The sequence below is a fragment of the Cryobacterium sp. TMB3-10 genome (assembly GCF_004402305.1).
Lineage (GTDB): Bacteria > Actinomycetota > Actinomycetes > Actinomycetales > Microbacteriaceae > Cryobacterium > Cryobacterium zongtaii.
On record NZ_SOGH01000007.1, the window covers coordinates 89,177 to 109,195 of the forward strand.

A 20,019-nucleotide genomic window follows, 5' to 3' on the forward strand; every position below is an offset into this window, starting at 1 on the left:
CCGACGGTGCCAGCATAGGCAGCCGGTCCGTTTCGGGGAAGGCCCGGCCGGGGCACCTGGATGGGTACCGGTTGTGGCGCGGGAATCGCCGGGTAAGCAGATGCGCCTGCACAGTTGCGCCTCTTCGTGGGTCCGGGTGACCGGAGGCGTCCACGGGGCCGACGTCGGTGCACGATTGAGCGAACTCCGGAAAAGTCCTCGAGAAACCCGGGCGCTGAGCGGTAGCCTCAGGTGCGCGCGCTCGGAGCGGCCACGGCCGCCGTCGATACCGCGTTCGCCGCCCGAACCACCAGGTGGCCCGTCCACCATCAGTCCCACCCGGAACGGCCCCGAAGGACCCATGATCTCTACCTCCTCGCTCGACGACCCGTGGCCATCCACCGTGGCGCCCACCGTGCACCTCGTGCAGTTGAGCCAGGTCACCATCGATGCCCTCGCCGAGGAGGACCTCGACCTGGCCAACGAGCAGGCAGCGGTGGAACTGAGTCCCTTCTTCGTGCAGGCGGCCAGCGCCAACACCTGGCGGTACCGCAGCCGGCAGCTCGCCGCCTCGCCGGGCGACGCCAGCTGGATCACCCGAGTCATCTTCGACCCCGCCCGGCGGCTCGCCGTCGGTCAGTCCGGCTACCACGGCCCGCCGGACGACACCGGCATGGTCGAGGTGGGCTACGCCGTGGATGCCGCATACCGGCGGCAGGGCTATGCCCGCGCCGCACTCACCGCGCTGCTGGAACGCGCCCGCATCGAGCCGGCCGTCACGGTGGTCCGGGCCACCATCAGTCCCGACAACCTGCCGTCTCGGGCTCTTATCGCCCAGTTCGGCTTCGTCGAGGTGGGCGAGCAATGGGACGACGAGGACGGCCTCGAAACCATCTTCGAGCTAACCCTCGACTGAGCCGGGCCACCCAGGCACCGCCGCGAGGCACTCTCGCGGCATACCTTCGTTCTCGCGGCACACTTTGATTCTCGCGGCACACCTTTGTTGTCGCGGCACGTGCTCTAACCAGTGCCGCCGTGAACAATACCTGCCACGACGCACAACACCTGCCGCCGCACCGGATGCCCGCCGCAGCCACCCGGGTGCGGCGCCACCGGCATCCGTGCCAAGCTTGAAACCCGTGCCTCGCGCTCACCAACGGGACCCGCACGACCACTCACCACCACCAGAAAGTCCGCTGACGCAATGACGCCTCCCGCCCGCTCCGCAGAACGCACCGCTGCCCGCCCCGACGTGGCCGTGCGCCGCGCTCGCTTCGCCGTTGCCATGCTGTTCTTCACGAACGGCGCCCTGTTCGCCAACCTGATCCCCCGGTATCCCGCGATCAAGTCCGAGCTCGGGCTCAGCAACGCCGAATTCGGTTTCGCGGTCGCGGCGTTCCCGCTCGGCGCCCTCCTCGCCGGGCTCGCCGCAGGCATGCTGATCCGCCGGTTCCGGTCGTCGCGGGTCGCCGTGGTCTCGACGATGCTCACCGCGGTGGGCCTGATCCTGGCCGGAATCGCCCCCAGCTGGGCTGCCCTGGCCGCCGGTATCTTCCTGGCCGGAGCGATGGACTCCATCACCGACGTGGCCCAGAACTCGCACGGCCTGCGCGTTCAGCGGCTCTACAAACGCTCCATCCTCAACTCCTTCCACGCCGTGTGGAGCATCGGCGCGGTCACCGGTGGCCTCCTCGGCGCCGCCGCCGCCCAGCTCGACATTCCGCGCGGCCAGCACCTCATCGTGTCCGCCGTCACCTTCAGCCTGTTCGCGCTGTACAGCTACAGGTTCCTCCTCGCCGGCCCCGAGCCCCTCGAACCCGAAGCAACCGCCCCGGAACCGCACGCCGACGCACCCACCCGCTCGGCCGGCCGCTGGGGCAAGTGGCTGGTGCTCGGCGCGCTCGTGGTGATCGCCGCCTCCGGCGCCGTCGTCGAGGACGCCGGCGCGTCCTGGTCGGCCATCTATCTCTCCGACGCTCTCGGCGCATCCGCCCTGGTGGCCGGGCTCGGCTTCATCGCTTTGCAGGGCATGCAGTTCATCGGCCGGCTGCTCGGCGACGGCCTCGTCGACAGGTTCGGCCAGCGGGCTGTGGCCCGCACCGGCGGCACGATCGTGTTCCTGGGTATGGGCACGGCGCTCGCGTTTCCGTCGATCCCGGGCACCGTCGTGGGCTTCGGCCTGGCCGGCTTCGGCGTCGCCACGCTGATCCCGGCCGCGATGCACGCCGCAGACGAGCTGCCCGGCTTCCGCGCCGGCACCGGACTCACCATCGTCGCCTGGCTGCTGCGCCTGGGTTTCCTGTTCTCGCCGCCCATCATCGGCGCCATCGCCGACCTCTCCCAGTTGCGCTACGGGCTGCTCCTCGTGCCGCTGGCGGGCCTGCTCGTGGTGTTCTTCGCACCGGTGCTGGCCACCCGGGTACGCACTCGGTCCGCGGATGCCGCCGCAGCGGATGAACCGGACCTCACCGCAGCGCCCGCACCGACGGCGCCCTGAGCACACTCTGAACGGTCGCCGGGTCGCCGGGGCCGGTCGGCCCAGCTGGGCGTGCGGGTGGGCTAGGCGCGCGGTGTCTCGTCGTCGGCCGGCATCTGGTCGCGCATCGGCTCAGCGGGCCGCAACACCAAACCGAGGAACACCGCCAGGCCCAGCACGCCGGCGAGCAGTCCGCCGCCGCCCAGGTAGATCTCGGCCGGCGTGGCGAAACCGCTCGGCGCATCCGGTTGGAGGCCCACGTAGATCAGGTACCCGGTGAACCCGACACAAAATCCGGCACTGACGACCAGACCGATCACGGCGGCGCTCGGGCGCTTCATGGGGTACTCCTTCGGGTGGATCCTAAGCTGAGTCAACCACAGTTTCGCTCTGATCAGCGTATTATTTCGCACGGGGACTCGTGCGGGGTCTCCGCGACCCCCGGCACCCGGCATCCACTCAGCCGACACCCGCCTAAACTCGACGGATGACCGCACCTACCGCATCCGCCGCCGCCACCATCACCATGTTCGGCGCCGAGTGGTGCCGCGACTGCCGTCGCTCGAAGAAGCTGCTCGACGGCCTCGGTGTGGTCTACGACTACGTCGACCTTGAGGCCGTGGCCGACGGCGCCGACCGGGCCAAGGCCATCAGCGGCCGCACCCAGATCCCCGTGATCGTGTTCTCCGACGACACCCACATGGTCGAGCCCAGCGACGCCGACGTGCGCGCCAAGCTCTCCGAGCTCGGCACCATCTAGCCTCCGGGCCGGAGGGCGTTCGGGCAGCACGCGGGGGTCTCACCGTCGAGGCACCCCGAGCATTCCCGCCAGCGTCTTCAGCGCCGCGGCCACCTCCCCGCTTCCCCGCCTGCCCCTGGCACCCGGCGGCGCACCCTCCGTGGCGGTGCGCGCCACGTGCTCGGCCACCCGGAACAGCCAGGCCCGGAAGGCCGAGTCCATCGTCGGCGCCTGCGCCTCGACCAAGGCCAACGCCCGGGCCAGCTCGCCCAGCACCCGGGCCTGGTCATCGGCGGCGCCGTCGATCACGCCGAGGTCGCGGGCGAGTACCTCGGCCACCAGGTCCGCGTCGATTTCCTTGACGATGGGCAGCGCGTCCGGGTGATGCGCCTCGCGCGTCACGGCCTTCTCCGCGGCAAGCATCTCCGTTACGACCACCATCGGCCCTCTGGGCGACGCCCCCACCATGTACAGTCCCACGAGAAACGGTGCGGCCCCCACGGCCTGCCATTCCTCGGCGGTGAAGGCCTCCCTGACGGCCATCTCAGTTCCTCCTCGAGCGCCGACCCCCGCGAGAGGTGCCCGAGCGGCACCAACCGCGCCCGGCCCGAGGCGCCTCTGTTTCGTCCCACCGTCCCGCTACGCCCACGCCGCGCCCGCGCTTCGGCCCGGCTAGCGCTGCGCCAGGCCTCCCGGTCCACGCTACGCCTGCGCCGCCGGCGCCCGCTACGCCTGCCGGGCAGGATGCGGTCGACCGAGGTGTGCGGGCAGGATGCCGTCGGCCGAGGTGCGCGGGCAACGCGCCGTTATGCGGGTGGCGCGCCACCCGCATAACGGCGCCTGACCCGCGTAACGCATCTCCCCGCCGCACACCCGCACCCGCCCCGCGTCACCACCCGGCCCATCCGCCCCCACGCGCCGGCGCACCCCCTCACCTGCCCGGCGCATCAGCCCCGTTGCACCCCACCCCTGCCGGGGGTACCGTAAACGCAACATCGCACCCGGCCCCGACCGTGGCCGGCTGACCTCCGTTGCCGCATGGAGCGGTAGCCGACAGCGCAACCTGAAAGCCAACCCGCCGCGCATCCCCGGCCCCGGGTCACTCGTAACGACGTCCGCACCACTCCACGCACCGGTAGTCTTCCCCCCGGGGGTACAGATGGACACGACACAGCACAACACCGCAGAGCGGAACGCGCCGGAGGCCGACGGGCTGACGATCTTCGACGACGTGCACGAGGTGCGTGACGAGCCCGTCGCTTTTGTGGGATTGCAGCTGATGGCCGTGGTTCTCAGCTACTCCTTCGCGCTGGGCGTCCTGGTGATCATCCTGGTCCCGGTCGTGCTGGCCCTCACCCTGTTCTGGCCGTACCTGCCTGGAATGCTGTTCCCGGAGCTGGCGGGCCTGTAACCGCCCTCGGCTCCGAACGCCGGGCCCACCCGGTCGGCATCCGGGCGCATCCGCCTATTTGACCAGCGCCGCCCGGTACCGCTCGTACCGTGACCTGCCCACGAGCCGCCAGAGCAGCCGCACCGGAGCGGGCAGGTGCTCGTGTTGCCAGTCGTCGCCGCCGTCCGGTTGCGCGGCGAGGATCGTGCCGAGCTGAACGAACACCTTGCCCTTGGGGGTGGCCTTCCGACCGTGTTCGGAGAACGCGTCGATCTCCCTCGGCGTGATGACGGTCTCCATCACGGGCACGATGTGGGTCTCCTCGTCGGGCAGGTGCACGGCGAGCGCCGCATTGATGCCGGCCAGCGCTGTGGCAACGGATGCCGCATCCGTTGCCCGGCCGCTCGCCCGCCAGGCCGGCAGGGCCGCATCGAGTTCGTTGAGGTGCACGAGCATCAGCGCGTGCTGCTCCTTCATGCGCGTCACGTGGGCCGCGCAGGAGGGAGCCCGGCTCTCCAGCCGGCCCCACAGCATGGTGTCTTCGCCTTCGTGGTGTGCGTGCAGCCCGGTGGAGAGCATCGCGAGGTAGTCGCCGACGAGGTCGGCCTGCTCGGCGTCGCTGTCGGGCACCGCACCGACCAGCGCCGGGGCCTCACCGAACCCGGCCCGGAACATCCGATGGATCTCGACCATGCCGCGGCCGTCGCAAATCTTGACGGCACCGGCGCCGTCGTCAGGGTTGTCGCCGCTGGAGGGCAAGGCGGTGGCTGGCATGGGGCCTCCTTCGTGAGATGTGCACGCTGGAACCGTATCCGCGTGGCTGTGCCCCTTCAAGGGGTTGCCACGGTCGGACTCGCCAAGTGGATGTGGGAGCGCAGCGCGGGTTTGTGGGAGCGACGCGGGGTTAGCGCATCCGCCGAATCTGCCCGGCCCCGCATCCGCCGATCGGTGCCACACTCGCGACAGCCGCCGCGGTGCACGCTGACGCGGCGACAGCACCGCCCCTACGATCGAGACAGCGCCCCACCCCACACCGAAGGAGATCACCATGGAGCTAACCGGTCGAGACGTCGACGAGTTCCTCGCGACCCTGGACGGCCCCTTTGTCGACTCGATGCGGGCCCTCGACGCCATCATCTCCGAGGTCTTCGCCGGGGTCACCCGCGAGCTGTGGGAGGGCGTCTTCTGGGGCGGCACCGAGCAGCAGAACATCGGCTACGGCCACACCGTGATCGCCCGGCCGGGCAAGCCCACCGTGGAGTGGTTCGTGGTGGGACTGGCCAGGCAGAAGAACCACCTCAGCGTGTACGTGAATGCGGCCGACGAGAACGGTTCCCTCGTTCAGCAGTACAAGGGCCGGCTCGGCAAGGTCAAGGTCAGCTCCGCCGCGATCACGTTCGCGTCGATCGACGCCCTCGAGCTGGACGAGTTCCGGGCCCTGCTCCAGGATGCCGCGCGGCTCACGCCCGACGCCACCTGAGCCAGCGCGCAGCCACATGGCCTCGGCCCGGGCGTGGCCGCCGAGGTATGCGGGCAAGGCGCCGTTATGCGGGTGGCGCGCCACCCGCATAACGGCGCCTGACCCGCCTAACGCCCCGAAGGCCACGCCGGCCGCTCCTCCACCGGCGGCCGGACCCGTCCCTCCGTAGGATGAGCCCATGCCTGCAACCCCCGAACTCGAAACCCCGTCAGCGGATGACCGCGAACTCATCGAGCTCGCTCGTGCGACCATCGACGCCAACACGGATGCCGGCCCCGACGAGGACGGCGCCCACACCATGGGCGCGGCCGTCCGGGCCGCCGACGGCCGCATGTTCGCCGGCGTGAACCTGTTCCACTTCACCGGCGGTCCGTGCGCCGAGCTCGTCGCCCTGGGCACCGCCCGCGCCGGTGGTGCGCGGGAAATCACGACGATAGTTGCCGTGGGCAATCACGGTCGCGGCGTGGTCGGCCCGTGCGGGCGGGACCGCCAGGTGCTCTTCGACTACCACCCCGGCATCCGGGTGTTGCTGCCCACCGCCGAGGGGGTGCGGGTGGCCCGGATCGAGACCCTGATGCCGTTCGCCGCGGCGTGGAGCCTGGCGGATGGCGTGCAGCCGTTCGACGACGACCGATTCCGCTGACGCCGGGCAGTCCCCCGCTGCCCAATGTTCGGCAACTGTTGCCGATCCGGACAATTGCGCCCGGTGTGCCGGGCACAGTTGTCCGCACGGGCAACAGTTGGTCCGGTTGCGGGCGACCGGCACCCGATCCGCCCTCGTCGGTGCCCCTGAGGGTGGCCGCGAGGGTGGCCGCGGATGGCTCGATCGGCGGGAGAGAATTGCGGTATGACCGCGCGGAGGTCGCCGCCCGGCGGCCCCGGCAGGTGGCCCGCTGAACCCCTGCGGTCCCTGATGCTCCGCGCCCGACCGACCGGAATTCGCGTTATGCGGGGTAGGCGCCATTGTGCGGGTGCCACGCCACCCGCATAACGGCGCCTTGCCCGCGCAGCACCCCGGAGCAGGCATCCGGCACCCGAACCACCCATCCCGCGGCCGAGCCGACACCAGGCCCAGGGGCCGAACCGCTACCGAGCCAGCCGTCCCCGACCCCTCAGCAGCTCCACCAGGGCATCGAGAACCGGCACCTGCCCGCGCACCAGCTGCACCCGGGCCTGCTCCAGACCCACCCATCGGGCATCGTCCACCTCGGGGAACGACCGCAACCGGCCGGACCCCTTCGGCCACTCCAGCTCAAACGTGTTGCTCACCACGGTGTCGACCGCGAGGTCGGCCTCCGCCGCGAACACCGTCACCACCTTGCCCGACGGCTGCCGAAACTCACCCAGCTCGACATACTCCACCGCTGGTGCCGGCACCCCGATCTCCTCCTCGAACTCCCGCCGCGCAGCCGCGAACGGGTCTTCCCCGAGCCCGTACTCGCCCTTGGGGATCGACCAGGCCGCGGCATCCTTGCGCGCCCAGAACGGGCCGCCCATGTGCGCGATCCACACCTCGGGCTCCGCCGCATCCGTGAACCGATAGAGCAGGATGCCCGCGCTCAACACCACCATCGACCCACCCCTCAGGACGCGGCCAGCCTGGCCCGCTCGGCGGCCACGTCGAAGTCGGCAGGCGGCCAGGTGAGCACCATGTCGTTCAACGCCTTGAGCAGAAGCTCCCGCACCGCGAGGTGGGCGAACCATTTGCGGTCGGCGGGCACGACGTACCAGGGCGCGAACGCCGTGGAGGTGCGCTCGAGCGCGGTCTGGTACGCCGCTTGGTAGCCGGGCCAGAGCATGCGCTCGTCGATGTCACCCGGGTTGAATTTCCAGTATTTGTCGGGTCGGTCGAGCCGCTCGAGCAGGCGCTTCTTCTGCTCGCCGGCGCTGATGTGCAGCATCACCTTGATCACGGTGGTGTCATCGTCGACGAGCTCCTGTTCGAAGGCATTGATCAGGTCGTAGCGTTCCTCGATCTCCTCGGGCGGCGCGAGCTGCCTGACCCGGCCGATCAACACGTCTTCGTAGTGCGACCGGTCGAAGACACCGATCATGCCGGCGGTCGGCAGTTCTCGACGGATGCGCCAGAGAAAGTCGTGCCGCAGCTCGGCCGGGGTGGGCGCCTTGAACGCCACGTGGCTGACGCCCTGGGGGTCGACGGCGCCCACCACGTGGCGCACGATGCCACCCTTACCGGAGGTGTCCATCCCCTGCAGGATGAGCAGGATCTTGCGCGGGTCGCCCTCCCGGCTGTTGGCGAAGAGCATCTCCTGCTGGTGCGAGAGCGCCTCAGCGGCGGCGGCGCCGGCGGTCTGGGCATCCGTTTTGTTGCCGCTGAAGCCGGGCGTTGAGCCGGGATCGACGGCGCCGAGGACGAACCCGCGGGTGACCTTGAGCAGGTTGCTGGATGCGTCCGTCCAGGCGGAAGCGGATGTCGAGGCCACGGCGGCTCCCTTCGTCGGATGCTGCCATTCTGCTCCGCCGGCTGCCGAAAACGGTGGATTCCGTGACGAATTGCCGGTTTCACGCCACTCATAGGTGGGGCGAGTCATCCGCTCGGCACCGTAGCCGGTCAGCTCGGCCGTACCCGGCCCGGGCTCGGACGCCTCGCCTCAGTCCCCAACCAGAAAGCAGGCCACCATGACCGCACTTCGTCTTCTCCTCGCCGCCGCCGTGGCCTTCGCGTTCTACCTCATCGGCGCCAAGGCCGGCCGAGGCCGGTACAAGCAGATCCGCCGCAACGCCAAGAAGGCGTGGAACGACCCGACCGTGAAGAAGGCCCGCGCCGGCACGAAGAAGCTCGCCCGCCGCAACACGAAGAAGATCACCAAGGCCGTTCACCGCTAAGCCAGCACCCCCTTCGAAAGGAATCTCATGACCGACAACACCGCACAGCAGGCCCACGACCTCGTCGAGGACACCGTCGCGAAGGCCGGCGAGCTCGCCGACCAGGCCCGCCACGCCGTCGACGACACCGTCGCCACCGCCACCGCGGCCCTGCGCGACATCGACACCACCGCAGCCCTCGCCTCGGCACGGGAGTTCGCGACCGACACGTTCGGGAAGCTCTCCGACGCCTACAAGCGCAACCCCACCCTGGTCCTCACGCTCGGCTCCGTCGCCGTCGCCGCGGTGACCGGCCTCGGCGCCCTGCTCGCCAAGCGCCGGTAGTCGCGGAGCCGACCCGCGCGGGCGCTACCTGAGCGCCGCCGTCATCCCCTGTCGAGCACCGCCGCGAGCGTGGTGCCGAGCAGTCGGGCCGATTCCGTGTACTTGGCCGTGAGCCGCCGGCTCATCTCGGGCGGCAGCGCGGCCTGACGGACCGGGTTCGCGTTGTGGGCGAGGTCGGCGTGCTTCACGACCAGCGCCAGCGGGTCGGCGGCCACCCGGGCCATCGACTCGGCGAGCGGTTCGCCGGCCCGCTTGGTCAGCGCATCCACCGCCCGCACGACGGGCTCGTCAAAGCCCTGCGCGCGCAGGTCGTCGAGCGTGATGGGGGTGTCCTCCACCACGTCGTGCAGCACCGCCACGGTCTTCTCGGGCACGGTGTTGACCAGGCTCATCACGCCCAGTGGATGCTCGATGTAGGCCACCCCGAGCTTGTCGACCTGCCCGGCGTGCGCCGCCTGTGCCAGCGCGATGGCGGCCGCCAGGCTGCCGGCCGCCGGGCTGCCCTGCCCGGCGGTGTCGTCCTGCTCGGGACCGGCGCCGGACGGCGCGGTGGTGTCTGTCATGGCAACTCCTCGAGGGCGATCAAAACTGAGTCACCTCGACGCTAGCGCACCCCGTGCCGGCCCGCGGTGCCGTCGGCGGTGCTCCTCGACGTACCGCACGCATGCCGTCGAGGCGCCGTCGGCGTGCCGTCGCTGTGCTCGTGGAGGTATGCGGGTCAGGCGCCGTTATGCGGGTGGCGCGCCACCCGCATAGCGGCGCCTGACCCGCACAGCGCGCCGCCTTCGCGGCCACGCGTCACCCGTGCACCAAGGCCCTACGCCCGACGACCTACGCACGGCCGCCACCCAGCGCGGCTACCATCCACAGCATGAGCGAACCCACGAACCCCCGCCCCGCCCCCGGTCCGGCAGCTGCGCCTCGTCGTCGAGACCGAGGACTTCGATGCCGCCCTCGCCTTCTACCGCGACGTGCTCGGGCTGCCAGTGTCGGAGTCCTACGAGGGCGAGGGCGACGCCCGGGTCGTGATCCTCAGCGCCGGGATCGCCACCCTCGAGCTGTCCAATCCCGCCCAGGTGCGGCTGATCGATCGGGTCGAGGCCGACGGCCAGCCCAGCCATCGACTCCGCGTCGCGTTCGAGGTGGACGACACCGCGGCGACCACCGACCGGCTCGTTGACGCCGGCGCGATTCTCACCGCCACGCCCCGCGAAACCCCGTGGCGCTCGATCAACTCGCGAATGGATGCGCCGGCCGGCCTCCAGATCACCCTCTTCCAGGAGCTCGACGCCGGGGAACACCCCTCCGGCGACAGCGACGTCCCGGCCTAGGAGCCCCACACGCCGGCCGCATCCGCGCTCACAGGGGAGGGACGGGGATTGCCCTCATCACGATTGCGGATGAAACTGCCCGTGTGGATGACACCAACTGCCCTCACCCCCTCAGTAAGCGCGATGCTGCCGCTCTCGTCGGCGTGCTGGCCAACCTCGAAGGGCTGGTCTGGATGGCCGGCCTCGACGATCATTCGGTGCAGACCCTTCTGCACCGTCTCGCAAGCGACGGCATCGCCGCGCCGCTGAGCGAGGGCGCCGACCCTCGTTACAACGTGCGCCAGGCGCTCAACGACCTCAACCAACAGCTGCGCTACGCCCTGGGCGAGTACGACAGCCCGCACAGCTCGGCGCCGGTACCTCGCTGAGAGAGTGCGGTTCGAGCGGGACTCGTCGCCGGGTTCGACAGGCGCAACCAACGGATGGGTCGAGCGCGCCACGGCGTTGCACGGCTCAGTGCACCACCCTGTAGACGACGTGGGTGACCAACTCATTCTCCACCGAAGTCACCTGTTCCAACCTCACGTCATCCAGTCCCTCCAGCAAGGGCTCGCCGGTGCCCTGCACCACCTGCGCGATGTGCAGCCGCAATTCGTCGATCAGCCCGGCCGCGAGGTACTGCCGCACAGTGGACGCACCGCCGGCGATGGCCACGCTCAACTCCCCCGCGGCGGCACGCGCCTGCTCCAGCGCCGATTCGATGCCGTCGGTGACAAACGTGAACGTCGTGCCTCCCGCCATGACCAGCGGTGCCCGCGGATAGTGCGTCAACACGAACACCGGCGCGTGGTACGGCGGCTCGTCGCCCCACCAGCCCGTCCATTCGTCGTCCCACTCCCCTCGGCCGGGACCGAACATGTTGCGGCCCATGATGTATGCACCCGCCTCCAGGATGGCCTCCATTTGGGCGGCATTCTCGGCAGGCTGCTCGAGCGCCCAGCGGTGCAGCCGCATTCCCCCTTCACCGAGCGGATTCTCCAGGCTCTGGTTGGGGCCGGCCGCGTAGCCGTCGGTGGAGACGGTGATATCGCAGGTCACTGGCGTCATGGTCGATCGCTCCGTTCGTTCGGTCCCGCCTCGCCGGCCGCCCTCGGGCCGGTCACACCTTCACGGCCGATCACACACTCGCGGCCGCCGGCACAACATTGTGCGGCACCGGGTCGTGCCGCAGGTAGCTGCGGCGGAAGAGACCGCTCCCCGCCGTCAAGGCCCGGAGCTCGATGGCATACCGTAACAGCTCGGCATCCGGGATCTCGGCGCTGATCTCGGTGCGCTCATCACCCACCGATGTGGTGCCGGTCATGTGGCCGCGGCGGGTGGACAGGTCGGTCATCACCGCGCCGACGGAGGCGTCGGGCACCCTGATCGTGACCGCCGAGACCGGTTCGAGCAGCTGGATCCGGGCCTCCGCGGCGGCCTCCCGCAGCGCCAGCGCCCCGGCTGCCTGGAACGCCGCATCCGACGAATCGACGCTGTGCGTCTTGCCGCCCACTAGCGTCACCCGGATGTCCACAACGGGGAACCCGGCCGAGACGCCCTTCTCCATCTGCGCGCGAACGCCCTTCTCCACCGATCCGATGTAGTGCCCGGGGACCACGCCGCCGACGATCTTGTTCACGAACTCGAACCCCGCCCCGCGCTCCCGTGGTTCGACCTCGATCTCGCAGATGGCGTATTGGCCGTGGCCGCCGGACTGCTTCACGTACCTCCCCCGGGCGCCCGCCGGCGTGGCGAAGGTCTCCCGCAGCGGCGTGATCACGTCGACGGTCTCCAGCTTCACGCCCTGGCTGCGCAGCCGGTCCAGCACGACCTCGGCGTGCGCCTCGCCCATGCACCACAGCACCAGCTGGTGGGTCTCAGCGTTGCGCTCCACCCGCAGGGTCGGGTCGACGGCCACGATCTTGCCGAGGTTCTTGGCCAGCGCGTCGTCATCGCTCCGCGCCGCGCCGTGCACCGCCACCGGCATCAGTGGCTCCGGCATCTCCCACGCCTCGACCAGCAACGGCGCCTCCCGATCGGACACGGTGTCCCCGGTCTCCGCGTCGGTCAGCCGGGTCAGCGCGCAGATGTCTCCCGCCACGCAATACGGCACCGGTCGCAGGATGGCGCCCAGCGGGGACTGCAGGTGGGTGACCCGTTCGTCGCTGTCGTGGTCCTGATGGCCCCGGTCGGTGAGGCCGTGGCCGCCGATGTGCACGATGGTGTCCTCCCGCAGCGTGCCGGAGAAGATGCGGACCAGGCAGACCCGGCCCAGAAACGAATCGATGGTGGTGCGCACGACCTCGCCCACCAGCGGCCCGTCCGGATCGCAGGTCAGCGGCCCCACCGGTCGGCCGTCCAGGTCCGTCACCGACGGCAGGGCACGCTCCATCGGCGAGGGGAACGCGCCGGTCAGCAGCTCCAGCAGTTCCGTCATGCCTACCCCGGTCTCGGCGGAGGTCGCCAGCACCGGATAGAAGCTGCCGCGCACCACGGCGATCTCCAGGTCGGCGGTGAGGGTGTGCAGGTCGATCTTGGCGCCGCCGAGATAGCGGTCCATCAGGGTTTCGTCTTCGCTCTCGGCGATGATGCCCTCGATCAGGGTGGCCCGGGCCGGCTCCGCGTCAACGCGTTCGGCCTCGGTGGCCGGCCGTTGGGTGGGCCCGGCGGTGCCCGCGCCGGAGTCCGAGACCGTGCCGGAGAGCAACCCCAGCAGCCCGGTGATGCTCCCGTCGGTGCGGATCGGCACGGCCAGCGGCAACACGGCGCCGAAGTTCTCCTGGCACGCCGCCAGCACCGCCTCGTACGCCGCCCGCGGGTGATCGATCCGGTTGATCACCACCGCCCGGGGCATCCCGATGCGCTCGCACTCCGCCCAGAGAGCGGTGGTGGCCGCGTCGACACCGTCAACGGCCGAGACCACGAACAGCGCCGCATCCGCTGCCCGCAGCCCGGCACGCAGGTCGCCGACAAAATCGGCGTAGCCCGGGGTGTCGAGCAGGTTCACCTTCACCTCGCCGACCGTCAGCGGCAGCACCGACAGCGCCACGGATCGTTGCTGGTGGATCTCGGACGGGTCCGAGTCGCTCACCGTGCTGCCGCCCTCGATCGTGCCCATCCGGGTGAGGGCACCGGTGGCCGCGAGCAGCGCTTCGGCGAGCAGGGTCTTACCGGCGCCGGACCGACCGACCAGGGCGACGTTGCGGATTTTCTCCGGCCGATCTGCCGGAGGGCCCGACGACGTCGCGGCCTTGCGTTGTTCCGCGCCGCCCCGGCCCGTCCCCTTCGACGCATCCTGTTTTCCCGACATGAGCAACTCCCGACGTCGTCGTCCCAACTTTTCCTCACCGCTGCATCCAATTGACACCCAGACCTCACCAAACGGCAAGGGCCGACCGGCACGCTACCCCCTGTGCGCAACCCCCCAGCGATCCCGGCCTGCCAGGCATAGGGTCTCGCCAAGCACACCGTGAGGGAGGTCATCTGATGGGACATCTGGTCTACGACTCGAGCCTCAGAATCGACTTCAACGATCGGATGCTCGCCCATCTTCAGGTTGCCTTCGCGGTGAAGCTGCACTCGAACGAGAGTTTCCAGTTCTCCTGGCGACAGGACAGAGATGGCGACGGCGGTCGAGGTTCGATCTGGATCCACCCCCACATTTCAATCCTCTACAGGTTCACCGATCGATTGAAGCCAACGCTCAATCCCCGCTGGATCGAAGCTCTCGTGCGCTCCGCCGACACACCAGAGGGTATGTCCGCACTGCCCGAACCGAACGCGCTCACCACGGCTGCGGATCCGCACGCCGCACCGTGAACCGCTGAGCGGGGCCATGGTGGCTCGGCGCCCGTTACGCTCGAGCCATGGGTTCCCGAACTGAACGAGTGCACGGCACCTTGACCGCGTGGGACGACGACCGCGGATTCGGCTTCATCACTCCCGCTCAGGGAACCGGCAAAACCTTCGTGCATATCAAGGCGTTCCCGGCCGGCCACACGCGGCCGCAACTCGGCGAGGCGCTCACCTTCGATATCGAGCAGTCGGCAGACGGCAAACGCCGTGCCGCACGGGTGCACCCGGCGGGCAAACGGATGCTGTCGTCGTCGGGTCGCACCCCCGCCCGGCGCACATCCCGCGCCGCACGGTACCTCCCGATCCTGTTCTTCGTGGCCGGCTACCTCGTCGTGAACACACTTTGGCCGATCCCCGTGTGGGTCGCCGGTCTCTACCTCGCCGCCAGCATCGTCTGCTTCTCCCTTTACGCGGTCGACAAGTCGGCGGCCACCGCGGGGCGCTGGCGCGTGTCGGAGACGACTCTTCTTCTGTGGGGCGTCATCGGCGGCTGGCCGGGCGCCATCGTCGCCCAGCAGACGCTGCGGCACAAGACCCAGAAGGCCAGTTTCCGGTCGGCGTTTCGGGGCAGCGTGATCGTCAACCTGATCGTCTTCTTGGTGTTCGCGACGCCGGCTTTCGCACTGTTCGTCGAGTGGACCCGACGCCCCCTGTTCTAGCGGCGGGTCTCCCGGCTCAGGCCGAGTGCGCGCGGCGCACCGCGGCGAAGGTGTCCGGCTTGTCGGGCCGGAGGAATTCGACGATGAGATCCCGGCACAGGTCCGGCTTCTCCACCAGCACACCGTGCGACGCGTGCGGCACCACCGCGAGCTCGCCGGCGGGCAAGGCGCGGTAGAGCTCCACGATGTGCTCCAGCGCCATGTCGTCATCGTCGCCGACGAGCACGAGCACCGGCATCCGTATCGCGGCGAGGTCCGCCGTCGTCAGCGTCGGACCCTGTTGGTGCATCCGGGCCAGCTTCCCGGCCACGACGGCGTAATGCTCCCGGCCATCCGGTGAGACCTCGGCGTAGGCGTCGACCATGAATTCCGGCACGTCGGCATTCAGGGTGCCGGCGGGCCACCCCGCCAGCGAATAGACACCGGAGACGAACACCAACTGCGACACCAGGTCGGGTCGCCGCAGAGCCACGAGCAGCGCCACGACGGCACCGTCGCTGTAGCCCAATAGCGGGGACGGGCCCGCGGTGTGCTGCTCCAGAAAGCGGATGCTGTCGTCCGCCATCCCCTCGAACGTTAGTGGGCCGTCGGTGTCGGGTGTGCGGCCGTGCCCCCGCCGGTCCGGCGCCAGCACTCGATACCGCTCGGCGAAACGCTCAATAATCGGGGCGAGCGCGCGCGCGTCGGTGCCGCCGGGATGCAGCATGGTGAACGCCGGGCCGGAGCCGAGCTCGATGAACTCCAGATCCGTGGTTGGCGTCGGCGACGGCTCCATGGCACCCTCTCGGTCGGTTAGCGCACCCCGCCCATCAGCCGCAGGATCGGCCGGGCGAACAGCGCCAGGATAATCCCGAGCACAATGGCGATGCCACCGAGCACCCCGAAGTACAGGTGTTCGGGGGCCACCGCGTACCACTCGGCCAGCAGACCGGAGATGGCGGTGCCGAGGGCGACCGACAGGAAGAACAGCGCGACCATCTGGGTCTTGAACAGTTCGGGCGCGAGCTTCGTGGAGACGGACAGCCCGACGGGTGAGAGCAGCAGTTCCGCGACGGTGAAGACCAGCAGGATGCCGACCATTGCCAGCAACGGGGTCGAGTTGGCCGCGCCCCCGGCGAACGGCAGGAAGAAAAGGAACCCCACGCCCATGATCGCTGTGCCGAAGGCGAATTTCACCGGCGTGGACGGCTGCTTCGAGCCCCACTTGGTCCACAGCGCAGCGAACACACCCGACAGCACGATGATGAAGACCGGGTTGATTGACTGCACCCACGACACCGGCATCTCCCAGCCGAAGAACACGCGGTCAAGCCGCAGGTCCGAGTAGAGCGTCACGACGGTGAACTGCTGCTGGTAGAGCGACCAGAACGCCACACTCGCCACGAACAGCGGGATGAACGCGTACACGCGCTTCCGTTCCACCGTGGTGATGTTCCGGTTGGTGAGAATCACGACGAAGTACGACACGGATGCGACGATCGTCACGCCGATGACGATGGTCACCAGGTTCGAGGCGGTGATGATCCCCATGAGCACCAGCACCACGATGAGCACGATGAACGCGGCCGCGATCATCGCGTACGGCAGGTACTTGCTGCGCGGCAGCGGGTCGGGCACCTCGCGGGAGGAGTCGGGCAGGCGCTTGCGCCCGAACGAGTACTGGGTCAGACCGATCGCCATTCCCACGGCGGCCAGACCGAATCCGTAGTGGAAGCCGATGGTTGACTGCAGCAGTCCGGTGAGGATCGGGCCGAAGAACGCGCCCAGGTTGATGCCGAGGTAGAACAGGGAGAAACCGGCGTCGCGGCGGGGATCGTCCTTGCGGTACAGCGTGCCGACCACGGAGGTCGCGTTGGCCTTGAGACCACCGCTGCCGAGCGCGATCAGGATCAGGCCGACGATGACTCCGGCGACGCCCGGGATCAGGGCCAGGGCGATGTGCCCGACCATGATGACGACCGCACTGACGTAGAGCACCCGTTCGGAACCGGCCAGCCGGTCGGCGATCCAGGCGCCCAGGATGGTGGAGAGGTAAACCGCTCCGCCGTACGCCCCGACGATGCCCGCGGCCGTGGCCTGCGGGATATCGAGGCCGCCCTCCGCCGCCGAGTAGTACAAATAGAGCAGCAGGATGCCCTGCATCCCGTAGAACGAGAAGCGTTCCCACATCTCGACACCGAAAATGCTGGCCAGCGCCCGAGGCTGACCAAAGAACCGATGGTCGTCCTGTGGGGTGCCTGCCGCTGACTCCGCAATGTTTGTCATTGTTCCGACGATACTACGGAGGCGAAACTCCGAATACCGTGGGTCGGCTGACGCGGGCGGCATAGGCTATGGCGCTCCGCGGCATCCGTGATGTCGAATTCGCGAGTCATCGAGCCTCGAACCACACCTGGGTGAACCCGCCGGCGGCGATGAACACCGTGCCGCCGCGCTTGTCGCCCTTGCCCTTGTGCGCGTCGGGGATCGGCTGGCCGGCAGCGTCGAAGGCCTGCTGCACCAGCTGCTGCCCGCGCGGCACGTCGATGCGGCGCTTCGTGTCAGCGACGTCGGCGCTCACGAACAGCGTCGAGTAGCCGTCCGGCCCGGTCACCGCGACCGTGGAGATCAGCGGCTGGATCAGCAGCGCGTCCAGCTGCACCGAAGCATCCGTCGTGCCGACGACCTCGCTGGCCTTGCCCGGCAGGGTGTTGGCCAGTGGCAGCGGCAGTAGCTGGCCGGGCACCTCGGTGACGCCTTGCTCGCCGGCGCCGCCGTTGGCTGTGCTGCCCAACAGCGGGGCCTTGCCCTTGCCCGGCTGCTTGCTGCCGACGGTCCACGTGGTCGTGCCAGCGGGGTCGACGACCTGGTTCACGATCGGGTGCACCCGGCGCGCCTGGTCGTCGGTCGGGACGGTGATGCGCAGGGTGCCGCCCGCCGCCAGGTCCACGTAGGCGCCGCCGGACCAGTTGGCCTCACCGGTCCAGGCCGAGGCCGGGGTGGTCACGGTGCCGCCGGTGATCGTCCCGGACTCGGCCTCCACCACACTGAGCCCGTCGGTGGCCACCGTGGCGGTGATTCCCAGGGCCGCGGCCTTGAGGTCGGGGTTGGCGTCCAGGGTGAGCATCGAGAACAGCGCGTGGATGGTCGACTCGGCGCCGGAGTTGGGGTTCACCCCGCCGTCCGGCTCGATGCCGTCGATGGCGGTGCCCGTGGCCGGGTCGTACGCCGGCAGGCCACTGGGGTTCGCGCCGAAGTACCAGCCGGCGGTGATCGCGGCGAGGTTCAGCAGCCCGGGGGCGTCGGCGGCCTCAGCGGTGGCCACCAGGCTCTGTAGCCGGGAATCGACGCCGTAGGCGATCTGCGCCTCGCCGGGGGTCGGCGACCAGGCGTTGTCAGGTCCGCCCGCGGCGAGCAGCTGCGGGGTGAACTGTGCGGTGTCCTGAACCGCGGCCGCGAGCAGGGTCGGGTCGTCGAGCACCCCGGATGCCGTCGCCACGGCCGCCGGGGCCAGCCCGCCCCAGGCGTGCCACAGGCTGGGCGACTTCGTCCACGGCATGATCGCGCCGAACGGCCAGTCGCCGCTGGCGCCCTCATCCGTCGACATCGCCGCGATGCCCTCGCTCAGCTGGCTGAGCGCGGTTTCGGCCACGGCCACGGTGGGGCCGGCGGGCTCGGCCTGCAGGTAGGCGGCGAGGCCGAGCACGGCCTCGGCCGACGCATCCGCGCCGTCGGCGATCAGCCAGGCCGGCACCGGGTCGCCGTCGGCGACGTCGTAGCTGGGGTAGTCGCCGAGCGACCCGGCGTTGAGCGCGGCCAGGCTGAGGTTGAGCCGCTCCTCGAGGAACGCGGCGAACTCCGGGTCCTCGTCGGCGAACGCGGCGTAGCCCTCGCCGAGCGCCCACACCGTGCGGGCCAGCCAGTAGGACTCGTCCGAGTCGCTCGGGTCGGGCAGCTCGACGGGCTTGGCGCTGGGGTTCAGGGTGCCGTCCACCTGCTGCCAGAGCACCACGTTGCCGGCGTTGGGTCCCTCAGTGGTCTGCAAGTAGGTGAGCGAGCGCAGGGTCTGGAAGGCGTGGTCCCGGCTCGTCGTGTCGCCGGTCTGTTGCCAATGCCGCAGGTACACCACGGCAGCGCGGGAGGTGTCGTCGGCGTTGAACGCGCCCTGGCTGTAGTAGCCGGTGGCCGGGTCGAGGACACCGCCGCCGATCGGGCTGTAACTGCCGTCGTCGTTCTTGTCGGCATAGGTCCAGGGTGCCTCGACCACCGGGTTCTCCGCGGCCTGGTAGGTGGTGTGCCCGGCGATCACCGGCAGGGGCACCTCGGCGAGCAGGAAGTTGAGGTGGCTGAGGTTGGTGAGCGGGGCGGATGCTTCGGCGGCCGGGAGAGCCGCCGGGGTGCTTTTTGTGGTGGTGCCGGTAGTGGTGGTGGCCGCCGACGCTGGCACGGCGGCCAGGGCGCCGGTGCCGACGAGGGCGACCGACAGGGTGGCGGCCAGGGCGAAACGGCCCGGCCGTGAGTGAGCGGATGAACAGGAGCTTGATCGAACATCGTTGTACGTCATTCGTCAACTAAACCGGTTAAGTTCCGTCGCGTCAAGAGTTATCCTCAGTTCTCTCCACAGGTCCGTCCGCCCTCCACCTCGTCAGTTACGCCTCGGCACCAAGGCCGGCCGGGGTTCATACGAGCGGGTGGAGCGTGGGCCCGGAAAGTCTGGAACGGGCCGGAGGCCAAGAAGGGTCGCGCCCATCTGCAGAAGCTGGCCACACACAACGCGAAGAAGATCGCCAAGGCGCAACACCACTAGACGCTCCCCCAGGCTGTCCTTTTGGGCCTGACTCCCCCGCGGTCGCGCCAGAGTCATGCGCCAGCCAAGGCATGCGGGTCATACGCCGTTATGCGGGTGGCGTGCCACCCGCACAACGGCGCTTGACCCGCAGAGTTCGGGATGCGCGTCCGGCGCCGCAGCGCCCCCACCGAC

General features: G+C 69.8%; 23 protein-coding genes. 12 read left to right on the forward strand and 11 right to left on the reverse strand.

All coding sequences use genetic code 11. The features are described from left to right. Positions 1 to 340 precede the first annotated feature (340 nt). Together E3T22_RS03110 and E3T22_RS03115 are read left to right on the forward strand one after the other, a co-directional pair. Positions 341 to 895 carry a GNAT family N-acetyltransferase gene (locus E3T22_RS03110; protein ID WP_134480278.1) on the forward strand — a complete coding sequence of 185 codons (555 nt, stop codon included), beginning with the start codon at positions 341 to 343 and terminating at the stop codon, positions 893 to 895. A 288-nt stretch (positions 896 to 1,183) separates the two neighbouring features. Next, positions 1,184 to 2,476, forward strand: a complete 1,293-nt coding sequence (locus tag E3T22_RS03115) for an MFS transporter (RefSeq protein WP_134480279.1) — start codon at positions 1,184 to 1,186, stop codon at positions 2,474 to 2,476. Positions 2,477 to 2,538: 62 nt separating this feature from the next. Here E3T22_RS03115 and E3T22_RS03120 read toward each other — a convergent pair whose 3' ends face one another. Further along, on the reverse strand, positions 2,539 to 2,796 hold the full coding sequence (locus E3T22_RS03120; RefSeq protein WP_088456846.1) for a hypothetical protein: 258 nt from the start codon (positions 2,794 to 2,796) through the stop codon (positions 2,539 to 2,541). Positions 2,797 to 2,942: 146 nt separating this feature from the next. Between E3T22_RS03120 and E3T22_RS03125 the strand changes: the two genes are divergently transcribed. Next, positions 2,943 to 3,215 carry a glutaredoxin domain-containing protein gene (locus E3T22_RS03125; protein ID WP_103478698.1) on the forward strand — a complete coding sequence of 91 codons (273 nt, stop codon included), beginning with the start codon at positions 2,943 to 2,945 and terminating at the stop codon, positions 3,213 to 3,215. A 39-nt stretch (positions 3,216 to 3,254) separates the two neighbouring features. Here the strand turns inward: E3T22_RS03125 and E3T22_RS03130 are convergent, their stop codons facing one another. Beyond that, positions 3,255 to 3,737, reverse strand: a complete 483-nt coding sequence (locus E3T22_RS03130) for a hypothetical protein (protein ID WP_103478697.1) — start codon at positions 3,735 to 3,737, stop codon at positions 3,255 to 3,257. Positions 3,738 to 4,353: 616 nt separating this feature from the next. Between E3T22_RS03130 and E3T22_RS03135 the strand changes: the two genes are divergently transcribed. Next, entirely contained in the window at positions 4,354 to 4,605 is a 252-nt protein-coding gene (locus E3T22_RS03135; RefSeq protein ID WP_103461691.1) for a hypothetical protein, read from the forward strand. A gap of 54 nt (positions 4,606 to 4,659) precedes the next feature. Here the strand turns inward: E3T22_RS03135 and E3T22_RS03140 are convergent, their stop codons facing one another. Continuing rightward, complete coding sequence (locus E3T22_RS03140; RefSeq protein WP_134480281.1) at positions 4,660 to 5,358, reverse strand: hemerythrin domain-containing protein; 699 nt, start codon at positions 5,356 to 5,358, stop codon at positions 4,660 to 4,662. Positions 5,359 to 5,632: 274 nt separating this feature from the next. On the opposite strand from E3T22_RS03140, the gene E3T22_RS03145 reads away from it, so the two are divergent. Then, entirely contained in the window at positions 5,633 to 6,064 is a 432-nt protein-coding gene (locus tag E3T22_RS03145) for a DUF1801 domain-containing protein (RefSeq protein ID WP_134480283.1), read from the forward strand. 178 nt (positions 6,065 to 6,242) lie between these two features. Then, complete coding sequence (locus E3T22_RS03150; protein WP_198415083.1) at positions 6,243 to 6,707, forward strand: cytidine deaminase; 465 nt, start codon at positions 6,243 to 6,245, stop codon at positions 6,705 to 6,707. A gap of 443 nt (positions 6,708 to 7,150) precedes the next feature. Here the strand turns inward: E3T22_RS03150 and E3T22_RS03155 are convergent, their stop codons facing one another. Together E3T22_RS03155 and E3T22_RS03160 are read right to left on the reverse strand one after the other, a co-directional pair. Continuing rightward, on the reverse strand, positions 7,151 to 7,636 hold the full coding sequence (locus E3T22_RS03155; protein WP_134480286.1) for an NUDIX domain-containing protein: 486 nt from the start codon (positions 7,634 to 7,636) through the stop codon (positions 7,151 to 7,153). Between the two features lie 11 nt (positions 7,637 to 7,647). Then, positions 7,648 to 8,508 carry a PPK2 family polyphosphate kinase gene (locus E3T22_RS03160; RefSeq protein WP_241983577.1) on the reverse strand — a complete coding sequence of 287 codons (861 nt, stop codon included), beginning with the start codon at positions 8,506 to 8,508 and terminating at the stop codon, positions 7,648 to 7,650. Positions 8,509 to 8,704: 196 nt separating this feature from the next. On the opposite strand from E3T22_RS03160, the gene E3T22_RS03165 reads away from it, so the two are divergent. Both E3T22_RS03165 and E3T22_RS03170 read left to right on the forward strand, forming a co-directional pair. Then, positions 8,705 to 8,911: a hypothetical protein gene (locus E3T22_RS03165; RefSeq protein ID WP_103430071.1), complete on the forward strand. Its 207-nt coding sequence runs from the start codon at positions 8,705 to 8,707 to the stop codon at positions 8,909 to 8,911. Positions 8,912 to 8,938: 27 nt separating this feature from the next. Beyond that, complete coding sequence (locus tag E3T22_RS03170) at positions 8,939 to 9,235, forward strand: hypothetical protein (protein ID WP_134480290.1); 297 nt, start codon at positions 8,939 to 8,941, stop codon at positions 9,233 to 9,235. Positions 9,236 to 9,276: 41 nt separating this feature from the next. Here the strand turns inward: E3T22_RS03170 and E3T22_RS03175 are convergent, their stop codons facing one another. Beyond that, positions 9,277 to 9,798, reverse strand: a complete 522-nt coding sequence (locus E3T22_RS03175; protein ID WP_103461697.1) for an HD domain-containing protein — start codon at positions 9,796 to 9,798, stop codon at positions 9,277 to 9,279. Positions 9,799 to 10,206: 408 nt separating this feature from the next. Between E3T22_RS03175 and E3T22_RS03180 the strand changes: the two genes are divergently transcribed. Further along, complete coding sequence (locus E3T22_RS03180) at positions 10,207 to 10,566, forward strand: VOC family protein (protein WP_241983578.1); 360 nt, start codon at positions 10,207 to 10,209, stop codon at positions 10,564 to 10,566. 83 nt (positions 10,567 to 10,649) lie between these two features. Continuing rightward, complete coding sequence (locus E3T22_RS03185) at positions 10,650 to 10,934, forward strand: hypothetical protein (RefSeq protein WP_088456858.1); 285 nt, start codon at positions 10,650 to 10,652, stop codon at positions 10,932 to 10,934. A gap of 85 nt (positions 10,935 to 11,019) precedes the next feature. Here the strand turns inward: E3T22_RS03185 and E3T22_RS03190 are convergent, their stop codons facing one another. Together E3T22_RS03190 and E3T22_RS03195 are read right to left on the reverse strand one after the other, a co-directional pair. Beyond that, positions 11,020 to 11,613 carry a dihydrofolate reductase family protein gene (locus E3T22_RS03190; RefSeq protein ID WP_134480294.1) on the reverse strand — a complete coding sequence of 198 codons (594 nt, stop codon included), beginning with the start codon at positions 11,611 to 11,613 and terminating at the stop codon, positions 11,020 to 11,022. 70 nt (positions 11,614 to 11,683) lie between these two features. Then, complete coding sequence (locus E3T22_RS03195) at positions 11,684 to 13,855, reverse strand: elongation factor G-like protein EF-G2 (protein ID WP_134480296.1); 2,172 nt, start codon at positions 13,853 to 13,855, stop codon at positions 11,684 to 11,686. Between the two features lie 176 nt (positions 13,856 to 14,031). Between E3T22_RS03195 and E3T22_RS03200 the strand changes: the two genes are divergently transcribed. After that, positions 14,032 to 14,364 carry an ATP-dependent DNA ligase gene (locus tag E3T22_RS03200; protein ID WP_134480297.1) on the forward strand — a complete coding sequence of 111 codons (333 nt, stop codon included), beginning with the start codon at positions 14,032 to 14,034 and terminating at the stop codon, positions 14,362 to 14,364. 47 nt (positions 14,365 to 14,411) lie between these two features. Next, positions 14,412 to 15,059, forward strand: a complete 648-nt coding sequence (locus tag E3T22_RS03205) for a cold shock and DUF1294 domain-containing protein (RefSeq protein WP_134480299.1) — start codon at positions 14,412 to 14,414, stop codon at positions 15,057 to 15,059. Positions 15,060 to 15,075: 16 nt separating this feature from the next. On the opposite strand, the gene E3T22_RS03210 is transcribed toward E3T22_RS03205, so the two are convergent. From E3T22_RS03210 to E3T22_RS03220, 3 genes are all read right to left on the reverse strand, one after another. After that, a complete protein-coding gene (locus E3T22_RS03210) occupies positions 15,076 to 15,834 on the reverse strand; it encodes an alpha/beta fold hydrolase (protein WP_134480301.1) in 759 nt (252 codons plus the stop codon). A gap of 17 nt (positions 15,835 to 15,851) precedes the next feature. Then, positions 15,852 to 17,324 carry a peptide MFS transporter gene (locus E3T22_RS03215; protein WP_088456864.1) on the reverse strand — a complete coding sequence of 491 codons (1,473 nt, stop codon included), beginning with the start codon at positions 17,322 to 17,324 and terminating at the stop codon, positions 15,852 to 15,854. 106 nt (positions 17,325 to 17,430) lie between these two features. After that, complete coding sequence (locus tag E3T22_RS03220; RefSeq protein ID WP_134480303.1) at positions 17,431 to 19,602, reverse strand: hypothetical protein; 2,172 nt, start codon at positions 19,600 to 19,602, stop codon at positions 17,431 to 17,433. Positions 19,603 to 20,019 lie beyond the last annotated feature (417 nt).

Coding starts and splice junctions, on each gene's coding strand:
- E3T22_RS03215 (WP_088456864.1), bottom strand. CDS start 17,324: ATGACAAACATTGCGGAGTCAGCGGCAGGCACCCCACAGGACGACCAT.
- E3T22_RS03205 (WP_134480299.1), top strand. CDS start 14,412: ATGGGTTCCCGAACTGAACGAGTGCACGGCACCTTGACCGCGTGGGAC.
- E3T22_RS03150 (WP_198415083.1), top strand. CDS start 6,243: ATGCCTGCAACCCCCGAACTCGAAACCCCGTCAGCGGATGACCGCGAA.
- E3T22_RS03200 (WP_134480297.1), top strand. CDS start 14,032: ATGGGACATCTGGTCTACGACTCGAGCCTCAGAATCGACTTCAACGAT.
- E3T22_RS03165 (WP_103430071.1), top strand. CDS start 8,705: ATGACCGCACTTCGTCTTCTCCTCGCCGCCGCCGTGGCCTTCGCGTTC.
- E3T22_RS03220 (WP_134480303.1), bottom strand. CDS start 19,602: ATGACGTACAACGATGTTCGATCAAGCTCCTGTTCATCCGCTCACTCA.
- E3T22_RS03125 (WP_103478698.1), top strand. CDS start 2,943: ATGACCGCACCTACCGCATCCGCCGCCGCCACCATCACCATGTTCGGC.
- E3T22_RS03135 (WP_103461691.1), top strand. CDS start 4,354: ATGGACACGACACAGCACAACACCGCAGAGCGGAACGCGCCGGAGGCC.
- E3T22_RS03120 (WP_088456846.1), bottom strand. CDS start 2,796: ATGAAGCGCCCGAGCGCCGCCGTGATCGGTCTGGTCGTCAGTGCCGGA.
- E3T22_RS03145 (WP_134480283.1), top strand. CDS start 5,633: ATGGAGCTAACCGGTCGAGACGTCGACGAGTTCCTCGCGACCCTGGAC.
- E3T22_RS03110 (WP_134480278.1), top strand. CDS start 341: ATGATCTCTACCTCCTCGCTCGACGACCCGTGGCCATCCACCGTGGCG.
- E3T22_RS03140 (WP_134480281.1), bottom strand. CDS start 5,358: ATGCCAGCCACCGCCTTGCCCTCCAGCGGCGACAACCCTGACGACGGC.
- E3T22_RS03130 (WP_103478697.1), bottom strand. CDS start 3,737: ATGGCCGTCAGGGAGGCCTTCACCGCCGAGGAATGGCAGGCCGTGGGG.
- E3T22_RS03195 (WP_134480296.1), bottom strand. CDS start 13,855: ATGTCGGGAAAACAGGATGCGTCGAAGGGGACGGGCCGGGGCGGCGCG.
- E3T22_RS03190 (WP_134480294.1), bottom strand. CDS start 11,613: ATGACGCCAGTGACCTGCGATATCACCGTCTCCACCGACGGCTACGCG.
- E3T22_RS03115 (WP_134480279.1), top strand. CDS start 1,184: ATGACGCCTCCCGCCCGCTCCGCAGAACGCACCGCTGCCCGCCCCGAC.
- E3T22_RS03170 (WP_134480290.1), top strand. CDS start 8,939: ATGACCGACAACACCGCACAGCAGGCCCACGACCTCGTCGAGGACACC.
- E3T22_RS03210 (WP_134480301.1), bottom strand. CDS start 15,834: ATGGAGCCGTCGCCGACGCCAACCACGGATCTGGAGTTCATCGAGCTC.
- E3T22_RS03175 (WP_103461697.1), bottom strand. CDS start 9,798: ATGACAGACACCACCGCGCCGTCCGGCGCCGGTCCCGAGCAGGACGAC.
- E3T22_RS03155 (WP_134480286.1), bottom strand. CDS start 7,636: ATGGTGGTGTTGAGCGCGGGCATCCTGCTCTATCGGTTCACGGATGCG.